Origin of the sequence: Jiangella anatolica (assembly GCF_003236295.1) — a bacterium.
GTDB classification, from domain to species: domain Bacteria; phylum Actinomycetota; class Actinomycetes; order Jiangellales; family Jiangellaceae; genus Jiangella; species Jiangella anatolica.
This window is the reverse complement of record NZ_POTW01000009.1, coordinates 1-19516: the sequence shown is the minus strand read 5'-3', so window position 1 is coordinate 19516 and position 19516 is coordinate 1. Positions and strand designations below refer to the sequence as shown.

23 protein-coding genes, 1 pseudogene and 1 riboswitch are annotated in these 19516 nt (G+C 72.7%); of the genes and pseudogenes, 14 read left to right on the top strand and 10 right to left on the bottom strand.

What is annotated here, in order from left to right; genetic code table 11:
* Positions 1-51: 51 nt before the first annotated feature.
* Both secD and C1I92_RS05325 read right to left on the bottom strand, forming a co-directional pair.
* Entirely contained in the window at positions 52-2496 is a 2445-nt protein-coding gene (gene secD / locus C1I92_RS05330; RefSeq protein WP_369124077.1) for a protein translocase subunit SecD, read from the bottom strand.
* 202 nt (positions 2497-2698) lie between these two features.
* Positions 2699-3109: a hypothetical protein gene (locus tag C1I92_RS05325; RefSeq protein ID WP_111253633.1), complete on the bottom strand. Its 411-nt coding sequence runs from the start codon at positions 3107-3109 to the stop codon at positions 2699-2701.
* Positions 3110-3238: 129 nt separating this feature from the next.
* Here C1I92_RS05325 and C1I92_RS05320 point away from each other — a divergent pair, with 129 nt between their 5' ends.
* Positions 3239-3535 carry a twin-arginine translocase TatA/TatE family subunit gene (locus C1I92_RS05320; protein WP_111253632.1) on the top strand — a complete coding sequence of 99 codons (297 nt, stop codon included), beginning with the start codon at positions 3239-3241 and terminating at the stop codon, positions 3533-3535.
* A gap of 15 nt (positions 3536-3550) precedes the next feature.
* Here the strand turns inward: C1I92_RS05320 and C1I92_RS05315 are convergent, their stop codons facing one another.
* From C1I92_RS05315 to C1I92_RS05305, 3 genes are read right to left on the bottom strand one after another with little or no spacing between them, the layout of a single operon-like run.
* Positions 3551-6004, bottom strand: coding sequence for a GH116 family glycosyl-hydrolase (locus C1I92_RS05315; protein WP_111253631.1), 2454 nt, complete (start codon positions 6002-6004; stop codon positions 3551-3553).
* A 32-nt stretch (positions 6005-6036) separates the two neighbouring features.
* Positions 6037-6597 (bottom strand): class I SAM-dependent methyltransferase, encoded by a 561-nt coding sequence (locus tag C1I92_RS05310; protein WP_111253630.1) that lies wholly within the window; start codon positions 6595-6597, stop codon positions 6037-6039.
* Between the two features lie 9 nt (positions 6598-6606).
* Positions 6607-8169 carry a family 10 glycosylhydrolase gene (locus C1I92_RS05305; RefSeq protein ID WP_199520972.1) on the bottom strand — a complete coding sequence of 521 codons (1563 nt, stop codon included), beginning with the start codon at positions 8167-8169 and terminating at the stop codon, positions 6607-6609.
* 82 nt (positions 8170-8251) lie between these two features.
* On the opposite strand from C1I92_RS05305, the gene C1I92_RS05300 reads away from it, so the two are divergent.
* The 4 genes from C1I92_RS05300 to C1I92_RS05285 are packed head-to-tail and all read left to right on the top strand — an operon-like array spanning position 8252 to position 10479.
* Complete coding sequence (locus C1I92_RS05300; protein WP_111253629.1) at positions 8252-8974, top strand: GntR family transcriptional regulator; 723 nt, start codon at positions 8252-8254, stop codon at positions 8972-8974.
* Positions 8971-9873, top strand: a complete 903-nt coding sequence (murQ, locus tag C1I92_RS05295) for an N-acetylmuramic acid 6-phosphate etherase (RefSeq protein WP_111253628.1) — start codon at positions 8971-8973, stop codon at positions 9871-9873. Before C1I92_RS05300 ends, murQ begins: the two co-directional genes overlap by 4 nt.
* Positions 9874-9894: 21 nt before the next feature.
* The gene (locus tag C1I92_RS05290; protein ID WP_199520971.1) at positions 9895-10161 is read left to right on the top strand and encodes a type II toxin-antitoxin system Phd/YefM family antitoxin; all 267 of its coding nucleotides are present in this window, start codon (positions 9895-9897) and stop codon (positions 10159-10161) included.
* Positions 10162-10188: 27 nt separating this feature from the next.
* The gene (locus C1I92_RS05285; RefSeq protein ID WP_111253627.1) at positions 10189-10479 is read left to right on the top strand and encodes a PIN domain-containing protein; all 291 of its coding nucleotides are present in this window, start codon (positions 10189-10191) and stop codon (positions 10477-10479) included.
* A gap of 5 nt (positions 10480-10484) precedes the next feature.
* Here C1I92_RS05285 and C1I92_RS05280 read toward each other — a convergent pair whose 3' ends face one another.
* From C1I92_RS05280 to C1I92_RS34300, 3 genes are read right to left on the bottom strand one after another with little or no spacing between them, the layout of a single operon-like run.
* Entirely contained in the window at positions 10485-10805 is a 321-nt protein-coding gene (locus tag C1I92_RS05280; RefSeq protein ID WP_111253626.1) for a DUF202 domain-containing protein, read from the bottom strand.
* 2 nt (positions 10806-10807) lie between these two features.
* Complete coding sequence (locus C1I92_RS05275) at positions 10808-11194, bottom strand: YidH family protein (RefSeq protein ID WP_111253625.1); 387 nt, start codon at positions 11192-11194, stop codon at positions 10808-10810.
* Complete coding sequence (locus C1I92_RS34300) at positions 11191-11763, bottom strand: hypothetical protein (RefSeq protein WP_199520970.1); 573 nt, start codon at positions 11761-11763, stop codon at positions 11191-11193. Before C1I92_RS34300 ends, C1I92_RS05275 begins: the two co-directional genes overlap by 4 nt.
* A 247-nt stretch (positions 11764-12010) precedes the next feature.
* Here C1I92_RS34300 and C1I92_RS05265 point away from each other — a divergent pair, with 247 nt between their 5' ends.
* The gene (locus C1I92_RS05265; RefSeq protein ID WP_111253624.1) at positions 12011-12235 is read left to right on the top strand and encodes a hypothetical protein; all 225 of its coding nucleotides are present in this window, start codon (positions 12011-12013) and stop codon (positions 12233-12235) included.
* Between the two features lie 16 nt (positions 12236-12251).
* Here C1I92_RS05265 and C1I92_RS05260 read toward each other — a convergent pair whose 3' ends face one another.
* Positions 12252-13652, bottom strand: coding sequence for an alpha,alpha-trehalose-phosphate synthase (UDP-forming) (locus C1I92_RS05260; RefSeq protein WP_111253623.1), 1401 nt, complete (start codon positions 13650-13652; stop codon positions 12252-12254).
* A 71-nt stretch (positions 13653-13723) separates the two neighbouring features.
* Between C1I92_RS05260 and C1I92_RS05255 the strand changes: the two genes are divergently transcribed.
* From C1I92_RS05255 to C1I92_RS05225, 7 genes are all read left to right on the top strand, one after another.
* The gene (locus C1I92_RS05255) at positions 13724-13978 is read left to right on the top strand and encodes a DUF3263 domain-containing protein (RefSeq protein ID WP_111253622.1); all 255 of its coding nucleotides are present in this window, start codon (positions 13724-13726) and stop codon (positions 13976-13978) included.
* A 109-nt stretch (positions 13979-14087) separates the two neighbouring features.
* Entirely contained in the window at positions 14088-14633 is a 546-nt protein-coding gene (locus C1I92_RS05250) for a LytR C-terminal domain-containing protein (RefSeq protein ID WP_111253621.1), read from the top strand.
* The gene (gene otsB / locus C1I92_RS05245) at positions 14630-15406 is read left to right on the top strand and encodes a trehalose-phosphatase (RefSeq protein ID WP_111253620.1); all 777 of its coding nucleotides are present in this window, start codon (positions 14630-14632) and stop codon (positions 15404-15406) included. Before C1I92_RS05250 ends, otsB begins: the two co-directional genes overlap by 4 nt.
* Before the next feature lie 29 nt (positions 15407-15435).
* Positions 15436-15639 (top strand): DUF6290 family protein, encoded by a 204-nt coding sequence (locus C1I92_RS05240; protein ID WP_111253619.1) that lies wholly within the window; start codon positions 15436-15438, stop codon positions 15637-15639.
* Complete coding sequence (locus C1I92_RS05235; RefSeq protein ID WP_111253618.1) at positions 15636-16019, top strand: type II toxin-antitoxin system death-on-curing family toxin; 384 nt, start codon at positions 15636-15638, stop codon at positions 16017-16019. The genes C1I92_RS05240 and C1I92_RS05235 overlap by 4 nt, the downstream gene beginning before the upstream one ends.
* A gap of 90 nt (positions 16020-16109) precedes the next feature.
* Positions 16110-16224: riboswitch (SAM riboswitch) on the top strand.
* Between the two features lie 15 nt (positions 16225-16239).
* Complete coding sequence (gene thrC / locus C1I92_RS05230) at positions 16240-17484, top strand: threonine synthase (protein ID WP_111253617.1); 1245 nt, start codon at positions 16240-16242, stop codon at positions 17482-17484.
* 2 nt (positions 17485-17486) lie between these two features.
* Positions 17487-17771 carry a ubiquitin-like small modifier protein 1 gene (locus tag C1I92_RS05225; protein WP_111253616.1) on the top strand — a complete coding sequence of 95 codons (285 nt, stop codon included), beginning with the start codon at positions 17487-17489 and terminating at the stop codon, positions 17769-17771.
* A 202-nt stretch (positions 17772-17973) separates the two neighbouring features.
* Here C1I92_RS05225 and C1I92_RS05220 read toward each other — a convergent pair whose 3' ends face one another.
* A complete protein-coding gene (locus C1I92_RS05220; RefSeq protein ID WP_111253615.1) occupies positions 17974-18699 on the bottom strand; it encodes a class E sortase in 726 nt (241 codons plus the stop codon).
* A 136-nt stretch (positions 18700-18835) separates the two neighbouring features.
* On the opposite strand from C1I92_RS05220, the pseudogene C1I92_RS05215 reads away from it, so the two are divergent.
* Positions 18836-19516 (top strand): annotated as a pseudogene (locus C1I92_RS05215) (hypothetical protein); the annotation flags it as partial.

The following is a 19516-nucleotide window of genomic DNA, read 5'->3' as shown; positions in this document are numbered from 1 at the left end:
ACGGTACCCGAGCGGGCACCGTCCCCTCCACTGCGTCGGATGGCGCGGGCGTCAGACGACCGCGCCGTAGTTGGGATCCTCGCGGCTGCGCTTGTCGACCTTCTTCGGGGCCGGCGGCGGGGCCGGCTTGGAGCTCTCCAGCAGGATCGTGAGCGGCACCGCCGTGAAGTTCGACGAGTAGGTACCGATCAGGATGCCCAGGACCAGGGCGAGCGCGAAGTCCGACAGCGAGTCGCCGCCGAGGACGAGCAGGGCGACGAGGATGAACAGGGTGCTGGCGCCCGTGTTCACCGACCGCGGCAGCGTGTTGAGGATCGCCGTGTTGGAGACGTCGCTGAACTTCTCGCCGTCCTTGCGGGTCCAGGTCTCGCGGATGCGGTCGAACACGACGACGGCGTCGTTGACGCTGTAGCCGATGATCGTCAGCAGGGCGGCGAGGAACATGCCGTCCAGCGGTTTGCCGATCCAGGCGAAGATGCCGACGGTCACGATGACGTTCTGGAACAGCGCGATGACGGCGCCGGTGCCGAACGTCCAGCGGAACCGGATCGCCAGGTACGCCAGCTGCGCCGCCAGCGCCACACCCAGGGCGATGAGCGCGTTGCGCTGCAACTCGTCGCCGAGGCTGGGGCCGATCGTCTCGTCGCGGACGAGTTCGGCGCCGCCGCCGATCTCGTCGAGCGCGGCGATGACGGCGGCCGCCTCGTCGTCGGACATGTCGCTGGCCCGGACGGTGATGTCGTCGTCGCCGGACTCCTGGACGATCGCCGTGGGGAAGCCGGCGTCGGCGACGGCGGCGCGCGCGTCGTCGATGTCGACGGTCTCGGTCGGCGACACCTCGACCAGCCGGCCGCCGGTGAACTCGATGCCGAACTCCAGGCCACGGGCGACGATGCCGCCGACGGCCAGCACGACGGCGACCGCCGAGATCAGCAGCCAGCGCAGCGGCTTCGTCATGAGCTGCGGGTTGCGCTCACGCAGCCAGAGCCGGATCCGGCCGTGGTGCGCCAGGCCGCTGGCGTCGTGGTGCCGGTTCAGCCAGCGCCGGTCGGCCAGCCACTCGCACAGCACCCGGCTCAGCACCAGCGCCGACAGCAGCGAGGCCAGCACACCGATGGTCAGCGTGACGCCGAAGCCGCGGACCGGGCCGGAGGCCAGGAAGAACAGCAGCCCGGCCGCCAGCAGCGTGGTGACGTTCGAGTCGGCGATCGCCGAGAGCGCGTTCTTGAAGCCGCTCTGGACGGCGGCGCGCAGGCTCTTGGTCTTGCCGTCGACGTACTCCTCGCGTGCTCGTTCGAAGATCAGCACGTTCGCGTCGACTGCCATGCCGATCGCCAGGACGAAACCGGCGAGGCCCGGCAGGGTGAGCGTGGCGCCCAGCGCGCTCAGCGCCGCGTAGGAGATCGCGGCGTAGCCGAGCAGCGCGAGGATCGCCATGACGCCGACCAGGCGGTACGCGACGCCGATGAAGATCGCGGTGGCGGCCATGCCGATGATCGCCGCCCAGGCGCTGGCCTCGATGGCCGCGTCGCCGAGGGTCGGGCCGACGACCCGCTGCTCGATGGTGGTGACGTCGATGGGGAGCGCGCCGCCCTCGACCAGCGCGGCGAGGTCCTTGGCCTCCTCCTCGTCGAAGTCGCCGGTGATCTCCGTCGTGCCACCGCGGATGCCGACGCCGCACTGGACGCTGGTCGTCACGTTGGGCGAGGAGATGACGGTGTCGTCCAGCACGATCGCGATGCGCCGCGTCGGGTCGCCCTCGGGCTGGCAGGCGGCCTCGCTGGTGAGGTTCGCCCAGGTGTCGCCGCCGCTGCCGGAGAAGTCGAGCGTGACGAACCAGCCGCGGGTCGGGTCGAACACGGCGTCGGCGCCGTCGATCTCGTCGCCGGTCATCGCGGTGGGCGCGAGCAGCAGCGGCTGGCCGGACTCGTCCGGCAGCACCAGCTGGCCGTCGCCCTCCGGGGCCGGCGTCTCCGACGGCGCGGGCGTCTCGGTCGGCGCCGGGGTGCTGCCGGCGACGACGTCGGTGCCGGTGTCGCCGTCCGCCGACCCGGGCTCGATCGCGCCGCCGACGGAGCCCTCGGTGGCCGGCGGCGTGGCGGGCGGGGTGGTGGCCGGCGGCGTGGCCGGTGGAGTCTCGGCCGGCGTCTCCGGCGTCAGGCCGGACGTGTCGTAGCCGAGGACGGGGTGCACGGTGAGCTGGGCGGTCCGGCCCAGCGCGTCGGCCGCCTCACGCGGGTCGGAGACCCCCGGCAGCTCGACGATGATGCGCCGGTCGCCGGACCGGCTCAGCGACGGCTCCGAGACGCCGAGCGCGTCGACCCGGCGGCGCAGCACCTCCAGTGCGCGGTCGGTGGACTCGGCGTTGGCCTCGACGGTGTCGGTGCTCTGCGTCTCGAGGACGATCTGCGCGCCGCCCTCCAGGTCGAGGCCGAGGTTCGGGCTCGAAGTGAGCGTGATGAAGCCGGAGGCGACGAGGATCAGCAGCGCCGCCACACCGCGGGCGAAGCGCCCGCCGTCGACGGGGGTGCCTCGTTTCGCCGCGCGCCGGCGGATCAGCGCGAAGGTGGCCAGGACGACGGCCGTCACGCCGATGGCGAGGTAGAGCGCGTTGGTGCGATCCACAGGAGGTCTCCAAGGGATGTGCCCGGCGGGCGCGGTCAGGGACCGGCGGCCGGGCGGAGTGCGAAGGGGACGTCTACTGCCGGATCGCGGGCGGGCCGCGCTGCGGGTCGGTCGTGGTCCACGCGTCGTCGGCGGGCACCCGGCCGGTCGGTGCGGGGACGGTGTCGAGCAGGTAGCGGTCGAGTCCGGCGACGGTGCCGACGGACGCCGGCGGCGCGTAGCCGAGCTTGCCGGTCGCGGGTGCGGCGGTGACGGGCAGGTCGCGGACGTCGCCGCCGGCGGTGACGGACGGCGCGGCCGGGCCGTGCACGCCGCTCGGTGCCGTCGCGACGGACGATCCGCGCTGCTGGCCGGCCGGGCCGGCGGTCGCCGGCGGGCCGGACGAGATGAGCATCAGCGCGCCGGAGAGCAGGATGGCGGGGAGCGCCCAGGCCTTCCGGAGCACGCGGTGACCCGCGCGGCCCTCGGAGCGGCGACCCGACACTGCCTCGACCTCCTGACGCACCCTCTCGGCGGTGAGACCGTCCCGACCCCCGAACCGCGCCTACCATACCCGCTGCACCTGAGGCGTACGATGGTGCGGACCGGTACCTGTCAGGGAAGAAGTGACCACATGCCCAACATCGGTACGCCTGAGCTGATCATCGGCCTCATCGTCATCTTCCTCCTCTTCGGCGCGAAGCGGATGCCCGAGATGGCCCGCGGAATCGGCCAGTCGCTGAAGATCTTCAAGTCGGAGATGTCGAAGCCGGCCGACAGCGACGCGGCCAACGCCGTCATCGTCAACCCGGCGCCGGCTCCGCAGCAGGCACCGGCCGCGCAGGCCACCGCCGCGCAGCCGGCCACCGAGACCCCGGCCGCGACGCCGGCCGCCTCCCCGGCCGACCCGGAGGCGCGTCCCGCCCAGTGATCCGGCGCGGGGTCCTCACGACCCCGCTGACCGCCCGCGGTCGCCGACGACGGCGTCCGTGGTGGCGCCGGCGGTGAGCACTCGGTCCTGCAGTTCGGCGGTGCCGTACGGGTCCAGCGTGAGTGCGCGCAGCCGCAGCCGGCCGCCGCGCACGGCGACGGTGACCCGGACGCCGCCGCCCGCCCCGGCGGACTGCTGCGTCGCCGTGCCCCAGGCGCCGCCGGTGGACCAGAACCACGTCACCGGCCCGTCGGAGACGGAGGCGGCCGCGAACCGCAGCTCGCCGCGCACGCCGTCGTAGCCGAACCCGGTGGCGGCGAGCAGCGTGCCCCACGCCGCCATGGCTCGCACGTAGTGGTGGCCGCACTCGGCCTCGTCGAACGGGTTGCGGCGCCGGCCGTCGAAGCGGCTGCGGACCGCCTCGACGACCCGCACGCCGTCGTCGGCGCGTCCCGCCTGGAGCAGGCCGATCGCCGCGGTGTACTCCAGCCCGGTCCACACCTCGGCGAAGTACGGGAACGGCCGGACCGGCCGGTTGCCGTGCGGGTACGACGCCACCAGCAGGCCCGGCTCGCCGGCCAGCGCGTAGCTGCGCTTCGGGTTGAACGGCGCGCCCGGCGCGGTGCGGTCGTTGTGCCGCAGGATGCTGCCCAGCGTCGTGCGGACGTGCCCGGCGTCGAGCAGGTCGCCGAGGCCGGTCAGCCGGGCGACGTGCTGGCCGACCAGCTGGTCGGTGAGGCAGCCGTCGCCGATCTGCAGCTCGGGCTCGGTGAGGTCGCGGGCGCCGATGCCGGGCAGCCGCAGCCCCGGCGCGATGGCGTCATCGTGGCCCGGCGGGCGGATCTCGTGCCGGTAGTACTCGCCGTTGAACAGGTGCGCGTCGATCCAGGCGCTGCCGCGGGCGAACAGGTCCGCGCAGGTGGCGGCGAACTCGTCGTCGCCGAGATGCCGGGACATCTCCTCCGCGGCCCGTAGCGCGGCCAGGTACCACGTGCCGACCTGCGGGTTCGGGCCGAAGTACTCGACGTCCATGGTGTTGTGCTGGGAGCCCTCCATGACGCCGTCGCGGTCGGCGTCCCAGCCACCGGGGATCCAGGCGAACTCCAGCGCCCGGCGCGCGGCCGGCCACAGCGATCGCAGCAGGTCGTCGTCGCCGCTGAGCCGCCACTCGCGGTGCAGCTTCACCAGGCAGCCCATCTGCCCGTCGGCGGCGGCGACGCCGTGCTCGCGGGAGCGGTCCAGCGGCAGCTCCAGCCGGAAGCTCATGTGCCCGTCGGGGCCGGTGGCGTGGGCGAACTCCAGCTCGCGCATCGACCGGGCGAGCTCGCCGAACAGGTACGGCGTCGTGTGCTCGTAGTTCCAGACGTGGGTGCAGTTGCCGTAGCAGCTGCCGCTGTCGTCGTGGCAGCCCTCCCAGCCGTAGAACCGGCCGTCAGGGGTGCGGAAGCAGGTCGGCGAGCGCAGCGTGCTGACGTTGCTCAGCGCCGCCTCGACCAGCGGCGCGGGCAGGTCGCTGCCGGTCAGCGCCGCGACGAACGCGACGGTGCGGTCCTCCAGGTCGGCCAGCTCCGGCGTCGTCGCGGTGACGACGTCCCAGGCGTCGTCGTAGCGCGTCGCGTAGTGGTTGCCGATGACGGTCTCGCCGCGCCAGTCCAGCCGGTTGGGGAAGTGCCAGGTGAGCAGGAACGTGAAGGCGTGCGTCTCGCCGGGTCCGAGGCGGCGCAGGGCGGCGACGGAGGCCACCGGCTCGCCGCCGGCCGGCCGCTCGTCCAGCCGGCCGTCGGCGCCGAGGTCGTCCCAGAAGTCCAGCAGCGGCCCGCCCCAGCTGGACGCGGCCCACGTCGTGCGGACGGTGACGTCGTCCTCGTCCAGCACGGCCAGCGCGATCGATCCCCAGCGCTCGGAGTCCACGGCGCCGCCGGAGCGCAGCAGCACGCCGTCGCCGCGCCGCTCGTTGACGGGCGCCTCGCCGGGGTTGCGGACGCTGCCGGCGACGGTGACGTCCAGGACCTCGGCGCCGGCGTTCGTCACCGCGTACCGCAGCACCGCGACCGGCAGCGAGCTGGCCTCGACGTCGGCCGGGACCAGCGGGTTGAACGCCTGCAGCCGCACCGTCAGCGGCAGCGCCGGGTCGTCGAGTAGCACCTGGCCCAGCGGGTAGGCGGCCAGGAACTCCGACCGCGCGAACCGCGGCAGGCTGTGGTTGGGCACGGCGGCGCCCTCCCAGCCGTCGTACAGGACCGGGTCGATCGGCCCCTCCAGCGCCCGGACGACGTCGCCGGCACGGATCGCGAAGAAGCTGTCCCGCGGCGCGAACCCCTTCGCCGGCTGGTTGCGGATCTCCCAGTCGCGCAGGTCGCCGCGGCCGCCCAGCGACACCGTCCCCGTCCCGATGCCGCCCAGCGGAAGCGCGATGCGCAGTGAGTGGTCGGCGTCGTACCGGCGCAGGACCGGCCATTCCGTCGTCATCGCACGACCACAACGTGCAATAGCGTTCCATGTCAAGCCGCGAGCGGACGCTCCGAGAGGATCGCCACCAGCGTCTTGCGGCCGATCCGCCGTTGCTCCGTCCGCACACCGGTCTGACCGAACGCCGTCAGCCGGCCCGACACCTCGCCGAGCTGCGCCGGCGTGATGCCGTGGCCGGGCCGGTCGAGCAGCCGCTCGGCCAGCACCAGGCGGCCGCCCGGGCGCAGCTTCGCGCACAGCGTGGCGAGGCCCGCGTCCCGGTCGTCCCAGTGGTGCATGGAGGCGAGTGTGTAGATCACCGCGAACGAGCCGTCGGCGAACGGGACGTCCTCGGCGCCGGCCACCCGGACGTCGGCCCCCGGCACCCGCTTGCGGGCCATGGCGACGAACGTCTCCGACGGCTCGACCGCGGCGACGTGCTCTGCGCCGGCGATGTCGGCGGCCAGCTCGAGCGCGACGCCGGGCCCGCAGCCGACCTCCAGCACCGGCTCGCCGGCGCGCGGCTCCGCGAGGTCGACCACCGCCCGGTTGAACTCCGGATGGCGGTTGAACCAGGCATAGAGCCGCGCGCCGATGGCGCCGAAGCTGCTCATCGACCCAGCCTAGGGAAGCGGGATGAACGACGGGGTGCGCGTGTCGGCCAGGTCGCCCGCCTGCACCCGGACGACGCTGAGCGGAGCGCCGGTGACCCGGTCCGGCAGGTCGTAGCGGGCCAGGTACACGCCGGGCGGCACGTCGACGAAGCCGAACCAGCCGGAGCCGTCGCTGACCTGCGTCCGGGTCTCGCCGCCGAGCACCGGCTCCAGGGTGACGGTGACGCCGTCGAGCGCGGCGCCGGTGCGCAGCCGCAGCGTGCCGGCGACGTTCCCCGTCGTCGGCGTCTCCTTCCACGGCATCGACGGGACGGCCGCGTCCTCGGCGAACGGGGCGTCCGGGCCGGTGAGCGCTGCGGCGAGCGCGGCCCGCTCGGCGTCCTTCACCGCGGGCGAGCCGGCGGCCGCCGTCAGCGACGGGTTCGCGTAGGAGTAGCCGCTCCAGCCGGCGACGGTGTTGCCGGCCGCCGTCGGCGTGAGCAGGTCGTTCACCTGCTGGACGCTGTCGGCGATCTCGTTGAGGTACAGCGCCGGGCCGGACACCGTCTGCCGGTCGCCCTGCCAGTCGGCGAGTACCTCGTTCCACTCGGCGAACATCCGCGCCTGATCGGGCATCCACTCGCGCTTGTAGTTCATGGCGACGACGGTGTCGATGATCCCCTCGTCCAGCCAGCCCCTCCAGTCCTGCAGGACCTCGGCGTACGTGCGCGTCTTCTCCCAGCCGCCGACGCTCTGCGGGCCGAAGCCGTAGGTGATGCCGTCGTTGCTCAGCCGCACCGCCGGGTCGATCTCGAAGATGCCGAGGTAGATGCGGCGCACCAGGCTGGTGATCTGGTCGCGTCGCCAGTCGGTGAACTCGGTGTCCGACGGCGCCGGCACATCCGTGCGGCCGGTCGCGGCCTGGAACCGGGCGATCGAGGTCTCGCTGTAGCCCCAGTCGCTGTGCGTGGTGGTGGAGTTGTGGTCGGGGTAGCGGATGTAGTCGAGGTTGATGCCGTCGACGTCGTACTCGCGGACGATGCTCTGGATCGCGCCGACGACGTAGTCGCGGGCGGCCGGGTTGGCCGGGTCGATGAAGCTGTTGTTGCCGACCCGCTCGGCGCCGTCGACCCGCTTGTTCAGCCAGCGGTCGGCGCCGGTGGCGGTGGGGCCGTTGGTGTTGAACACATGCTCCGGCGACTGCGGCGGCGTCGCCGAGTTCCACAGCGTGCCGAAGTTGACCCACGCGTGCACCTCGAGCCCGGCCGCGTGCGCCTGCTCGATGACCTCGTCCAGCGGGTCGTACGGCGCCGGCGCGATGGCGGCGTCGGTGCGCGGGTAGTCGGCGCGGTTGCAGAAGCAGTCGTAGCGGCGCGCGACCTGGACGATCAGCGCGTTCGCGTTGACCTCCAGCGCGTCGCCGACCAGCTCCTCGACCTGCGCCGGGGTGTAGATGCCCTCGTTGAAGGCGTCCACCCAGTAGCCGCGCCACTGCTCGGGAAGCGGTTCGGGACCGGCCGCGGCAGGGGGCGCCGCGACGACGGCCAGGACGAGTGCCACGATGACGGGGAGCGTGCGACGACGTCGGCTCACGCTGGTCCTCCTCGATGGACTAGACCAATATGGGCCCCAAGTCTGGAAGACTTTGCGCGAAACGTCTACAGGGGGTGAAGGCGTGGCGAAGTACCACTCGATCCGGGACGAGATCCTCGACCTCGTCGCGGAGCTGAGCGTCGGCGACGCACTGCCGGCCGAGCGCGCGCTGGCGCCGCGGTTCGGCGTCTCGCGGATGACGCTGCGGCGTGCCGTCGAGGAGCTGGTCCGCGAGGGCCGGCTGGTCCGGCGGCAGGGCGCGGGCACGTTCGTCGCCGGCCCGAAGATCGCGCAGGGGCTGGCCGTCACGTCGTTCTCCGAGGACATGCGCCAGCGCGGCTCGGTGCCCTCCAGCCGCACGCTGGCCGTCGACGACGTGCTGGCCGGCGCGCCGCTGGGCCGCCGCCTGGAGATCTCGCCGGGCGAGAACGTCGTGCGGGTGACCCGGCTGCGGCTGGCCGACGACGCGCCGATGGCGGTCGAGACGCTGCACGTGCCGCGCGCCATCGCGCCCGGCCTGGAGGGCGCGATGCTCGCCGACGGCTCGTTCTACGAGCTGCTGCACGACGTGTACGGGCTGGAGCTGTCCGGCGGCGTGCAGACCATCGAGGCGACCGTCACCGACGAGATCGAGTCCGAGCTGCTCGGCGTGCCGCTGCACTCGCCGGCGTTCCTGTTCGAACGGATCTCCCGCGACACCGCCGGCCGGGTGGTCGAGTTCGTCCGCTCCGTCTACCGTGGCGACCGCTACCAGTTCCGCGTCGAGTTGCAGCCGGCCCGCCGGCCACTGAGGACGAGCGAGTGACGAGTTCCGACCTGGACCGGCTGGCCACCGAGGGACGGTTGCCGGCCGCCGCCGACCTGGACCTGCGGTCCACCCGTGAGCAGGTCGACTTGATGGCCGCGCAGGACCGGGTGGCCGTCGACGCCGTCGCCGCGAACCGGGACCGTCTGGTCGAGGCGATCGACCAGACGGTGGCCCGGCTGCGCCGCGGCGGCCGGCTGATCGAGGTCGGCGCCGGCACTCCCGGCCGGCTCGCCGTCCTCGACGCGGCGGAGTGCGGGCCGACGTTCGGGGTGGACGAGCGCCAGGTGGTCGCCGTCATGGCCGGCGGGTTCGACGCGGTCCGCTCGGCGACCGAGCACGACGAGGACGACCACGACGGCGGCCGCGACGACCTGGCGGCGCTCGGCGTCGGCCCGGACGACGTCGTGGTCGCGGTCAGCGCGTCCGGGCGGACGCCGTACGTGCTCGGCGCGCTGGCCGCCGCCCGCGCGGGCGGCGCCTACACCGTCGCCGTCGTCAACAATCCCGGCTCGCCGATCGCCGCCGCCTGCGCCGTCGCCGTCGAGGCGCTGACCGGCCCCGAGGTGCTGGCCGGCTCGACCCGGCTCAAGGCCGGCACCGCCGCCAAGCTGGTGCTCAACACGATCTCGACGCTGGTCATGGTGCAGCTGGGGCACACCCACGGCGACCTGATGATCGACGTGCGGGCGTCCAACGACAAGCTGCGCCGCCGCGCGCAGCGGATCGTCCAGGAGGCCACCGGCGAGTCCGCCGATGCGGTCGCGGCCGCGCTGGCCGCCAGCGGCGACGAGACGAAGACGGCGACGGTCATGCTGCTGGCCGGCGTCGACGCCGACGAGGCCCGCGCCCGGCTCGCCGCCGCCGGCGGCCACGTCCGCGCCGCCATCGCCCGGTGACACGACGAAGGTTGTGACGGTGTGGATGAGCCGGCAAGGATTTCGGTTCGCGATCTCCGCAACCATGTCAGTGAGGTCCTGCGGCGGGTTGAAGCAGGAGAGACGCTCGAAGTCACGGTCAACGAGCGCCCGGTGGCGCTGCTGATTCCGCGTCAGATCAGGCCGCGTACCTTGCCTGCCAGGGAGTTTCTCGTCACGGTGCCGCGCGCGGACAGCGCGCTGGCAGACCAGTTGGATGCGGCCATGCCCGAGACGACGGCAGAGCTGGACGACCCATGGCAGACGTGAAGCCCAGTCGAAGGCGCCGTCAGCGCCGTGACGATCGGGGAGCTGCGGTGGGGTGTGCTGATGGCGCCCGACGACGAGGCCAGATCGCGTCGTCTCGACACGTTGAACGCGGCGCAGCGGTTCGAGCCGATCGTCATCGACGACCAGATCGCGGCCGCCTGGGCCCTGCTGAGGCAACGGCTCAAGAGTCAGGGTCTCAAGATGGGTGTGAACGATTCGTGGATCGCCGCTACCGCCATCGCTCACGGGTGGCCGGTTGTCACACAGGATCAGGGCTTCCCGGGCGGTGTCGCGGGGCTGCACGTCATCGTCGTCTGAAGGCATCAGGCGAGGGCGTAGGCGATCTCCAGGACCGCGAGCAGCAGCGTGACCACCGCGACAAGGCCGGGCAGCTTGCCGTCGGGGAGGGCCCGGTCGGAGTGCAGGGCCTCGTGCGAGCGCCGGTAGCGGCGCCGCGCCAGCAGCAGGACCGCCACCGCGACCGGCGCGACCAGCAGCCCGAACACCACTGCCGCCGGGCCGAGCGGCTCGGCGGCGAGCCGGGTGGCCAGTACGACGCCGACCAGCAGCGCGAGCGCGGTGCGGGTCCACGCCAGCGCGGTCCGCTCGTTCTGCGCGCCGTCGTCGTAGGTGCGCTCGGCCATCGTCAGGGCGCGACCAGCACGACGACGATGACGATGGCCGCGATGGCCAGCCCGAACGCGAGCACCGGCGCCAGCGCCGGTGACGGCAGCGGCCGCGACTCGCGCAGCGCCCGCTCGGCCCGGGCCCAGCGGAAGAACGCCAGCACGCTGCACGCGGCGCCCAGCGCCGACAGCGCCACGACCAGCACCAGCCGCAGCCCGTTGTGGTCGGGGATCTCCAGCGCCTCCAGGGCGATGCCGGCGGCCAGCAGCGCGAGCGCCGTGCGGATCCAGGCCAGGAAGGTCCGCTCGTTGGCGAACGTGAAGCGTGGGTCGGGCTCGCTGCCGGCCTGGTAGACGCTGCGCGGCCAGCGGCGGGACGGGTCGTCGCGGTCCGCGCTGTCGGTCATGATCCGTCGCTCTCGAGGTGATGGGTCGCTCTCGATTGTGGCTCAGGTGGGCTGCGGCGGTGCCGCCCGGTGCCCCGTTGGGCCGGCAGCCGCGCGTGCGGAGGCCGTGCGCCGTTGACGTTCGCCGGCTCGGCCGGTGGCGGCGGTGGCGGTCCGGCGTCGGGCTCGGCGTGGCGGGCGCGCGGCTCCGGCTCCGGCTCGACCGGCTCCGGATCGGGCTCCAGCTGGATCGGCCGCGTCTCGCGGGTCACGTCGGGCTCGACCACCGGCTCGGGCAGGACGGGGCCGGGCTGGACCCGCCGCGCCCGCCGTCCGGCGCCCCGGGACGGCAGCGGCTGGGCGAACGGGTCCGAGGCCGGGTCGAGCCACTCGATGCTGGTGGCCTCACCATGGCCGTGCACCGCGACAAGGTCGTCGAGCGAGCTCCACAGGCTGGTCGCCGGGTGTGCCGACGCCCAGCGCAGCGCGACGTGACCGTCGGCGAAGAGGACGCCGTAGGCCACCACCCCGACCCCGGACACACCGGTGTAGTCGACGTGGCGGACGAGGGCGAACCGTCGTGGGAGCAATCGACCACCGTAACGTTGGGAACTCCGGGCAGGCCGGACGTCACCCCCGTGTACTCAGGCCTGTGCAGCCTCATCATCGTCGATGTGCGGCGATCCTGTCACGGCGGCCCGCCGGGACACACGGTGCGGGGCGGTCGCCCACCGGGACCGCTCGCCGGGTTACGGTACGTCGGACTCTCGGTCAAAGTTCTCAGGAGTGATCTCGATGGACCCTCGGCTGCAGCCCCAGACCCCCGAAGTCGACCCCATGGTGACCACCGCCGTGATGAACGTGCGTGATCGCTTCGGCGCGGAGGGCCTGCGCGACCTGATGGCCCTGGCGCAGATGGAGCTGCGCAACGTCGAGGCGGCCGAGCGGCGGCTGGCCACGCTGTCGGAGCCGGCGGCCGCCGAGCCCGTCGACGCGGCGGACACCCAGGCCTGGCTGGCCTACACCGAGGTCGACCCGGACCCGGGCACCGACCGCCGCTGACCCCGTCGCCGCCGCGTCAGATCGCCCGTAGCGCGGTCAGGATCTCGGTGGCCCAGCGGGAGATGTCGTGGCTGGTGACGCGGTCGCGCAGCAGCTTCATGCGCTGTTCGGCCTCGGCCGGCTCGAGCCGCATGGCCGTCAGCATGGTGCGTTTCATCCCGTCGATGTCGTGCGGGTTGACGAGGAACGCGCCCTCGCCGAGCTCGTCGGCCGCGCCGGCGAACTCGGACAGCACGAGCGCGCCGCGCAGGTCGGCGCGGGCGCTGACGTACTCCTTCGCGACCAGGTTCATGCCGTCGCGCAACGGTGTCACGACCATGACGTCGGCGGCCAGCAGCAGCGAGACCAGCTCGGAGCGGTCGTAGGACGAGTGCAGGTAGTGCACCGCGGGGTGCCCGATGCGACCGTAGTCGCCGTTGATGCGCCCGACCGCCAGCTCGACATCGTCGCGCAGCGTCTGGTAGGCCTCGACCCGCTCGCGGCTGGGCGTGGCCACCTGGACCAGCACCGCCTCCTCGGGGGTGATGGCGTCCTCGGCGAGCAGCTCGCCGAACGCCTTGAGCCGGTGCCCGATGCCCTTCGTGTAGTCGAGCCGGTCGACGCCGAGCAGGATGTAGCGCGGCGACCCGACCTCCTCGCGGATCGTGGCGGCCCGCTGCTGCACCTCGGGGTCGGCGGCGAGCCTCGCCACCTCCTCCACCTGGATCGAGATGGGGAACGAGCGGGCCAGCACCTCGCGGCCGTCGTCGAGCACCAGGCTCTCGTCGACCAGCCGCGCCGAGGCGAACGTCTCGGCCAGCGACTCGAAGTTGCTGGCCGCGCCGGCCCGCTGGAACCCGACGAGGTCCGCGCCGAGCAGGCCCTCGAGGATCTGCCTGCGCCACGGCAGCTGTGCGAACAGCTCCGTCGGCGGGAACGGGATGTGCAGGAAGAAGCCGATCTTGAGGTCCGGGCGCAGCTCGCGCAGCAGCCGCGGCACCAGCTGCAGCTGGTAGTCCTGGATGAACACGACGGCGTTCTCGGCGGCCACCTCGGCGGCGGCGCGGGCGAAGCGCTGGTTGACGGCGCGGTAGGCGTCCCACCACTCCCGGTGGTACTCCGGCTGGACGATGACGTCGTGGTACAGCGGCCACAGCGTGGCGTTGGAGAACCCCTCGTAGTAGAGCGCGATCTCCTCCGCCGACAACGGCACGGGGACCAGGTCCATGTCGTCGGTCGAGAACGGCTCCGGCGCGTCGTCGGGCGAGCCGGTCCAGCCCACCCATGCGCCGTCATAGGCCCGCATCACCGGGGCCAGCGCGGTGACCAGTCCGCCGGGGCTCCTGCGCCAGGTGGTCGTGCCATCGGCTGTCGACACGCGATCGACCGGCAGCCGGTTGGCGACTACGACGAAGCTACTCGTTCCAGTCGTGGACAAATGGGGCCTCCTCGTGCCGACAACGGTAACCGAGTTGTGCGGTGCCTGGGTTGTCACACCCCTTGCCTACGATGGCGGGTATGGACGACCACGAGCGCGAGATCCTCGAGTTCGAGCACCGCTGGTGGAAGTACCCAGGAGCGAAGGAACAAGCCGTACGCAGTGAGTTTGGGCTGTCCGCGACGCGCTACTACCAAGTGCTGAACGCGCTGATCGACCGGCCGGAGGCACTGGCGCACGACCCGCTGCTGGTGCGCCGGCTGCGTCGGCAGCGCTCGCGGCGGTTGCGGACCCGATCCGGACGCTCGCTCGCCGCGGAGGCATGAGCGGGAGCGCCGGTCCATACGACAGTGTCGCTGATCTTGATCGGCCGCGCCAGGGCCGAGTGCCTCGCTTCCGCCCGGTCGCGTGGCGTACGCTCCTGATCCTGTGACGATGGGTGACCGACTTCAACGGCTCTGGCCGTCCCTCGTCGCGCTCGTCGGCACGGTGGCGGTCGTCCTCGCGCTGCTCTGGTACTTCGGTGACGACACCGACGACAGCACCCCCGACGACGTCGCGGCGGGCGACGTGAGCGGCGCCGAGCCGCCGGCGACGGAACCGCCCGCCACCGAGCCCCCGGCCACGGAGCCGCCGGCCACCGAGCCGCCGTCCGCCGACCCGACCGGCCCGGTCACCGCCGACCCGGAGGCCCGCGAGCCGCTGGGCGTGCTGAACCAGACCGACGAGCCGGGGCTGGAGGAGCAGGCGCGCGAGCGGTTCGAGGAGGGCGGCTGGGAGGTCGCCGCCGTCAGCGAGTTCACCGGCAACGTCCCGGAGACCACGGTCTACGTGCCCGAGGGCATGGAGGAGGCGGCCGACGCGCTGATGGCGCAGTTCCCGGAGATCGGCCGGAGCATGCCCAACGTCGAGCCGTTCAACGACACCCGCCTGGTCGTCGTGCTCGTCGACGACTACCTCGACGAGGTCGAGTCGGAGTGACGCCGCGGCTGCGAGCGCTGTCCGGCCGGCTGGACCGGACCCTCGTGGCCCTCGACTTCGACGGCGTGCTGTCGCCGATCGTCTCCTCGCCCGATGCGGCCGTCGCGCTGCCGGGGACGGCGGACGTGCTGACGGCGGTCGCCGGGCGCGTGGCCCGGGTCGCCGTCGTCACCGGCCGGCCGGCGGCGGACGCGGTGCGGCTGGGCTCGCTCGCCGACGTGCCCGGCCTGGTGGTGCTCGGGCACTACGGGCTGCAGCGCTGGTCCGGCGGCGAGCTGACCACGCCCGGCGCCGACGACGGCGTCGACCTCGCCCGGCGCCGCGTGGCCGAGCTGGCCGCTGTCCGGCCCGGCGTCGCCGTCGAGGACAAGCACCACTCGGTGGCGCTGCACACCCGGTCCGCGCCCGACCCGGCGGCGGCGCTGGCGGAGCTACGGCCGCACGCCGACGCCGTCGCGGCCGAGGCCGGGCTGCAGGTGACGCCCGGCCGGTTCGTGCTGGAGCTGCGCCCGGCCGGCGTCGACAAGGGCTTGGCGATCCGGGCGCTGGTCGCCGAGACCGGCGCCACCGCCGTCCTCTACGCCGGCGACGACCTCGGCGACCTGCCCGCGGTCGCCGCGGTGCGGGAGCTGTCCTCGTCCGGCCTCGTCGGGCTGGTCGTCTGCTCGGACGCCGAGGAGGCCTCGGCCGAGCTGCGCGCCGCCGCCGACATCGTCGTGCCCGGGCCGCCCGGGGTTCAGGCGCTGCTGCGCGAGCTCGCCGCCCTCGACTGACCCGGTATCACGGCGGTATCATCGCGGGTATGGCGATGACACTGCGACTCACCGACGAAGAGACCGAGGCGCTGCGGCGGCAGGCCGAGCGCGAGCATCGGTCCATGCACGAGGTCGTCCGGCTCGCTCTCGTTGATCGCATCGAGCAGGGCGATCGGTCCGAGCACATCAAGCGGCTGGCGAACGAGGTCAAGGACCGGCACGCCGGCCTGCTGGCTCGCCTCGCGGAATGACGGTCTACCTCAGCCTCGCCGACGTGCTCGACACGGCTGAGGTCGTACTCGGCCGCCCGGCCGAGCTCCGGGACCTAGGCCTGCTCGACTCCGCGGTGCACCGGCCGCAGGCCTCGATGTTCGGGGCCGACGCGTATCCGGATCTGCCCACGAAGGCAGCGGCCTTGCTGGAGTCGTTGGCTCGCAATCACCCACTGATCGACGGCAACAAGCGCCTGGCGTGGGCGGCGACGGTCGTCTTCCTGCTCGACAACGGCATGAGCCTGCTCGACGTCGACCAGGACGAGGCGTATGACTTCGTGATCGCCGTCGCCGAAGGAAAGCTCGAGCTGGCCGAGATGGCGGCCTGGCTCGTGGCGAACGCGGAACTGCTCGCCTGATGGGTATCCACGATGCGATACAAAATCGTCTCGCATCGTGGATACGAGCTGCCTGGATCCAAAACCGCCACGTAAGGTGACAAGCAGTTGTCCTCATCCAGAGGAGCCGAGGGACCGGCCCGTCGAAGCTCCGGCAACCGTCCGTGTCGATCAGCGCGATGACGGTGCCAATTCCGGCCCGCCCATGAGGTGGGAGAGATGAGAAGGGATCCGCAGCAGCATGACCACCACCGGAACCGCCCTGGGGCGCGCCACGCACCTTTCATGTCGTGAGTGCGGCGCCACCGTCGAGCTCGGCCCCTACTACGCGTGCCTGGAGTGCTTCGGCCCGCTGGAGGTGGCCTACGACTTCGGCACCATCACGCGCGAGCGCATCGAGAGCGGCCCGCGCTCCATCTGGCGCTACCGCGACCTCCTCCCGGTCCCCGAGACCATCGCCGAGATCCCGAACACCGACCCGGGCTTCACGCCGCTGATCCGCGCGGACAACCTGGCCCGCGAGCTGGGTCTGAAGGCTCTCTGGATCAAGAACGACGCCGCCAACCCCACCCACTCCTTCAAGGACCGCGTGGTGGCCGTCGCGCTGGCGGCGGCGCGTGAGCTGGGCTTCAAGGTGCTGGCCTGCCCGTCGACGGGGAACCTGGCCAACGCGGTCGCCGCGGCGGCGGCCCGCGCCGGGATCACCAGCTACGTGTTCATCCCGAGCAACCTCGAGCGGCCGAAGATCGTCACGAGCGCCGTCTACGGCACCACGCTGGTCGCCGTCGAGGGGAACTACGACGACGTCAACCGGCTGGCCTCGGAGCTGGCCGGCGAGCACGACGACTGGGCGTTCGTGAACGTCAACGTGCGGCCGTACTACGCCGAGGGCTCCAAGACGCTCGGCTACGAGACCACCGAGCAGCTGGGCTGGCGGCTGCCGAAGCAGGTCGTGATCCCGGTGGCCAGCGGCTCGCAGCTGACCAAGGTCGACAAGGCGTTCCGCGAGCTGGTCCAGCTGGGCCTGGTCGAGGGCGACGCGCCGGCGATCTTCGGCGCGCAGGCCACGGGCTGCTCCCCGGTCGCGACGGCGTTCAAGGAGGGCCACGACGTGGTCCGGCCGGTGCGCCCGGACACCATCGCCAAGTCACTGGCCATCGGCAACCCGGCCGACGGGCCGTACGTGCTCGACGTCGCGCGGCGCACCGGCGGCGCGGTCGAGGACGTCAGCGACGAGGAAGTGGTCGACGGGATCCGGCTGCTGGCCCGCACCGAGGGCATCTTCGCCGAGACCGCCGGCGGTGTCACCGTCGCCGTCCTGGCCAAGCTGCTGCGCGAGGGGAAGCTCGACCCCGACGCCGAGACCGTCATCTTCAACACCGGCGACGGGCTCAAGACGCTCGACGCCGTCTCGTCCGTGGTCGGCCCCGCCGGCACCATCGCACCCACTACCGAGGCGTTCCACAGCCTCGTCAACGGAGGCTGAACATGAGCGTCGCCGTACGCGTCCCCACCATCCTGCGCACCTACACGAAGGGCGAGTCCGACGTCAGCGTCGAGGTGCCCGACGGCGCCACGCTCTCCGACGTGCTCGGCGCGCTCGACGCCGCGTACCCGGGCATCGGCGCGCGCGTGCTCGACGACACCGGCCAGATCCGCCGGTTCGTCAACGTCTACGTGAACGACGACGACGTGCGCTTCTCCGACGGCCTGCAGACGCCGACGCCGGCCGGTGCGAAGGTGTCGGTCATCCCGGCGGTCGCCGGCGGCTGACCGCAGCGGCTCACCCAGCGGCCCACCCAGCGGAGGTCACCGTCAGCCGACGGTGACCTCGCTGATGTTGAAGGCGTCCTCCGCCCATGGGAAGACCCAGATGAACAGCGCGTAGACGAGCGCGGCGACGAGGATCAGGTAGATGAGCAGCCGCACGGGCCACGGTCCTGGCAGGTGCCGCCAGATCCAGGCGTACATCTGTCTAGACTTCCTCTCCGCCGATCAGGATGCCGGTCGCGTACATACGGTGTGACGACCCCCAGCGCGGCCAGCACGTGGTCAGCGTGATGCGCCGCTCGGTGGGCTCGGTCTCCTCCGCCTCGCCCGGCACCGGGTCGACGACCCAGCTGTCCCTGATGCCGATCCTGTTGCCGTCGGGGTCGCCGTTCGGCGCGCTGTCCAGCTCGTAGAGGAACGTGCCGGCGCTCGTCTCGATCTCGATGATGTCGCCGACCTGCAACTCGGGGAACTCGGCGAACGGTTCGCCGTGACCGGAACGGTGGCCGGCGATCGAGAAGTTCCCGACCTGGCCCGGGTCGACGGAGTCGAGGTAGTGGCCGGGGCCGTTCTTGAGGTCGGAGTCCTCGGTGCCCTGGACGATGATCCACTCCCAGTCGTCGCCGAAGCGGGGGATGCGGATGATGCCGTAGGCGTCGCCGACCTCGAGCTGGTCCAGCGGGATCGGGTCCTTCTCGATCTGGCCGGCGTCGAGCCCGAGCTGGTCGCGCAGGTCGTCCTGGGCGTTGGCGGTCTGGATGCCGGTGCCCCACAGCGTGTAGACCACGAACAGCAGCACGACCGCCCCGGCGGTGAGCATGAGCTCGCCGACACCACCCGCGATGAGTGCGACGAGGTTGCGCTGGGGCGCTGGCTGAGGGGTCTTCCGGCGGGAGGCCTTACGACGCCCCCGGGCCGCCTTGCGATGCATGCCCAAGAGCCTAACCGGCGACCCCCGCTCCACGTGAGCTGATCTCCACCAGACCGGCCGAACCGGAAATCTGGTCTGCTACCGTGCGTCGAGCGTGTGCCCGGGGAGCGAGTGAATCTTGAGGAGATGTCAGCTCATGAATCGCGCAGTTCCGCGCCGGCTGCTGGGCGCGGTGGCGATGACCGGGGCCGGCGCACTCGCTCTCGCCGGCGCCGCGCCGGCGGCGGCCACCGACGACGATCCGGCCGGTCTGGTCGACCTGCGGTCCGTCGAAGCGGCGGCCCACTCGCTCGAGGTGGCGGCCGGCCGCGCGGGGCTCCCGGTGGACGTGGTCCGGGAGCTGGTCGAGTCCGGCCGGGCGGTCGTCGGCGACGGCGGCACACTGTCCTACACCGACCGGTTCGACGCGCCGGACGACCACCCGGCCGGCACGGCGCCGGTCGCGGACGTCCCCGGTGACCCGGCCGGCGGCTCGAAGCCGGACGCGCCGCTCACCATCTACTTGGACTTCGACGGCGCCACGCTCCGCAACACCGAGTGGAACCGCTTCTACGGGCAGGACGTGTACGAGCTGGCGCCCGTCGCGGCCGCCGCCGACGCGGGCTACGTGTACCAGGTGTGGGCGCGGGTGGCCGAGGACTACGCGCCGTTCGACGTCAACGTCACCACGACGGACCCCGGCGCGGACGCGCTGCACAAGACGTCCGCGGACGACGGCGAGTACGGCATGACGGCGGTCGTCACGGACACGACGGACATCGAGCCGGCCGGCGAGTCCAGCGGGCGGGCGTGGGTGGGCGGGTTCGGGAACGCGTTC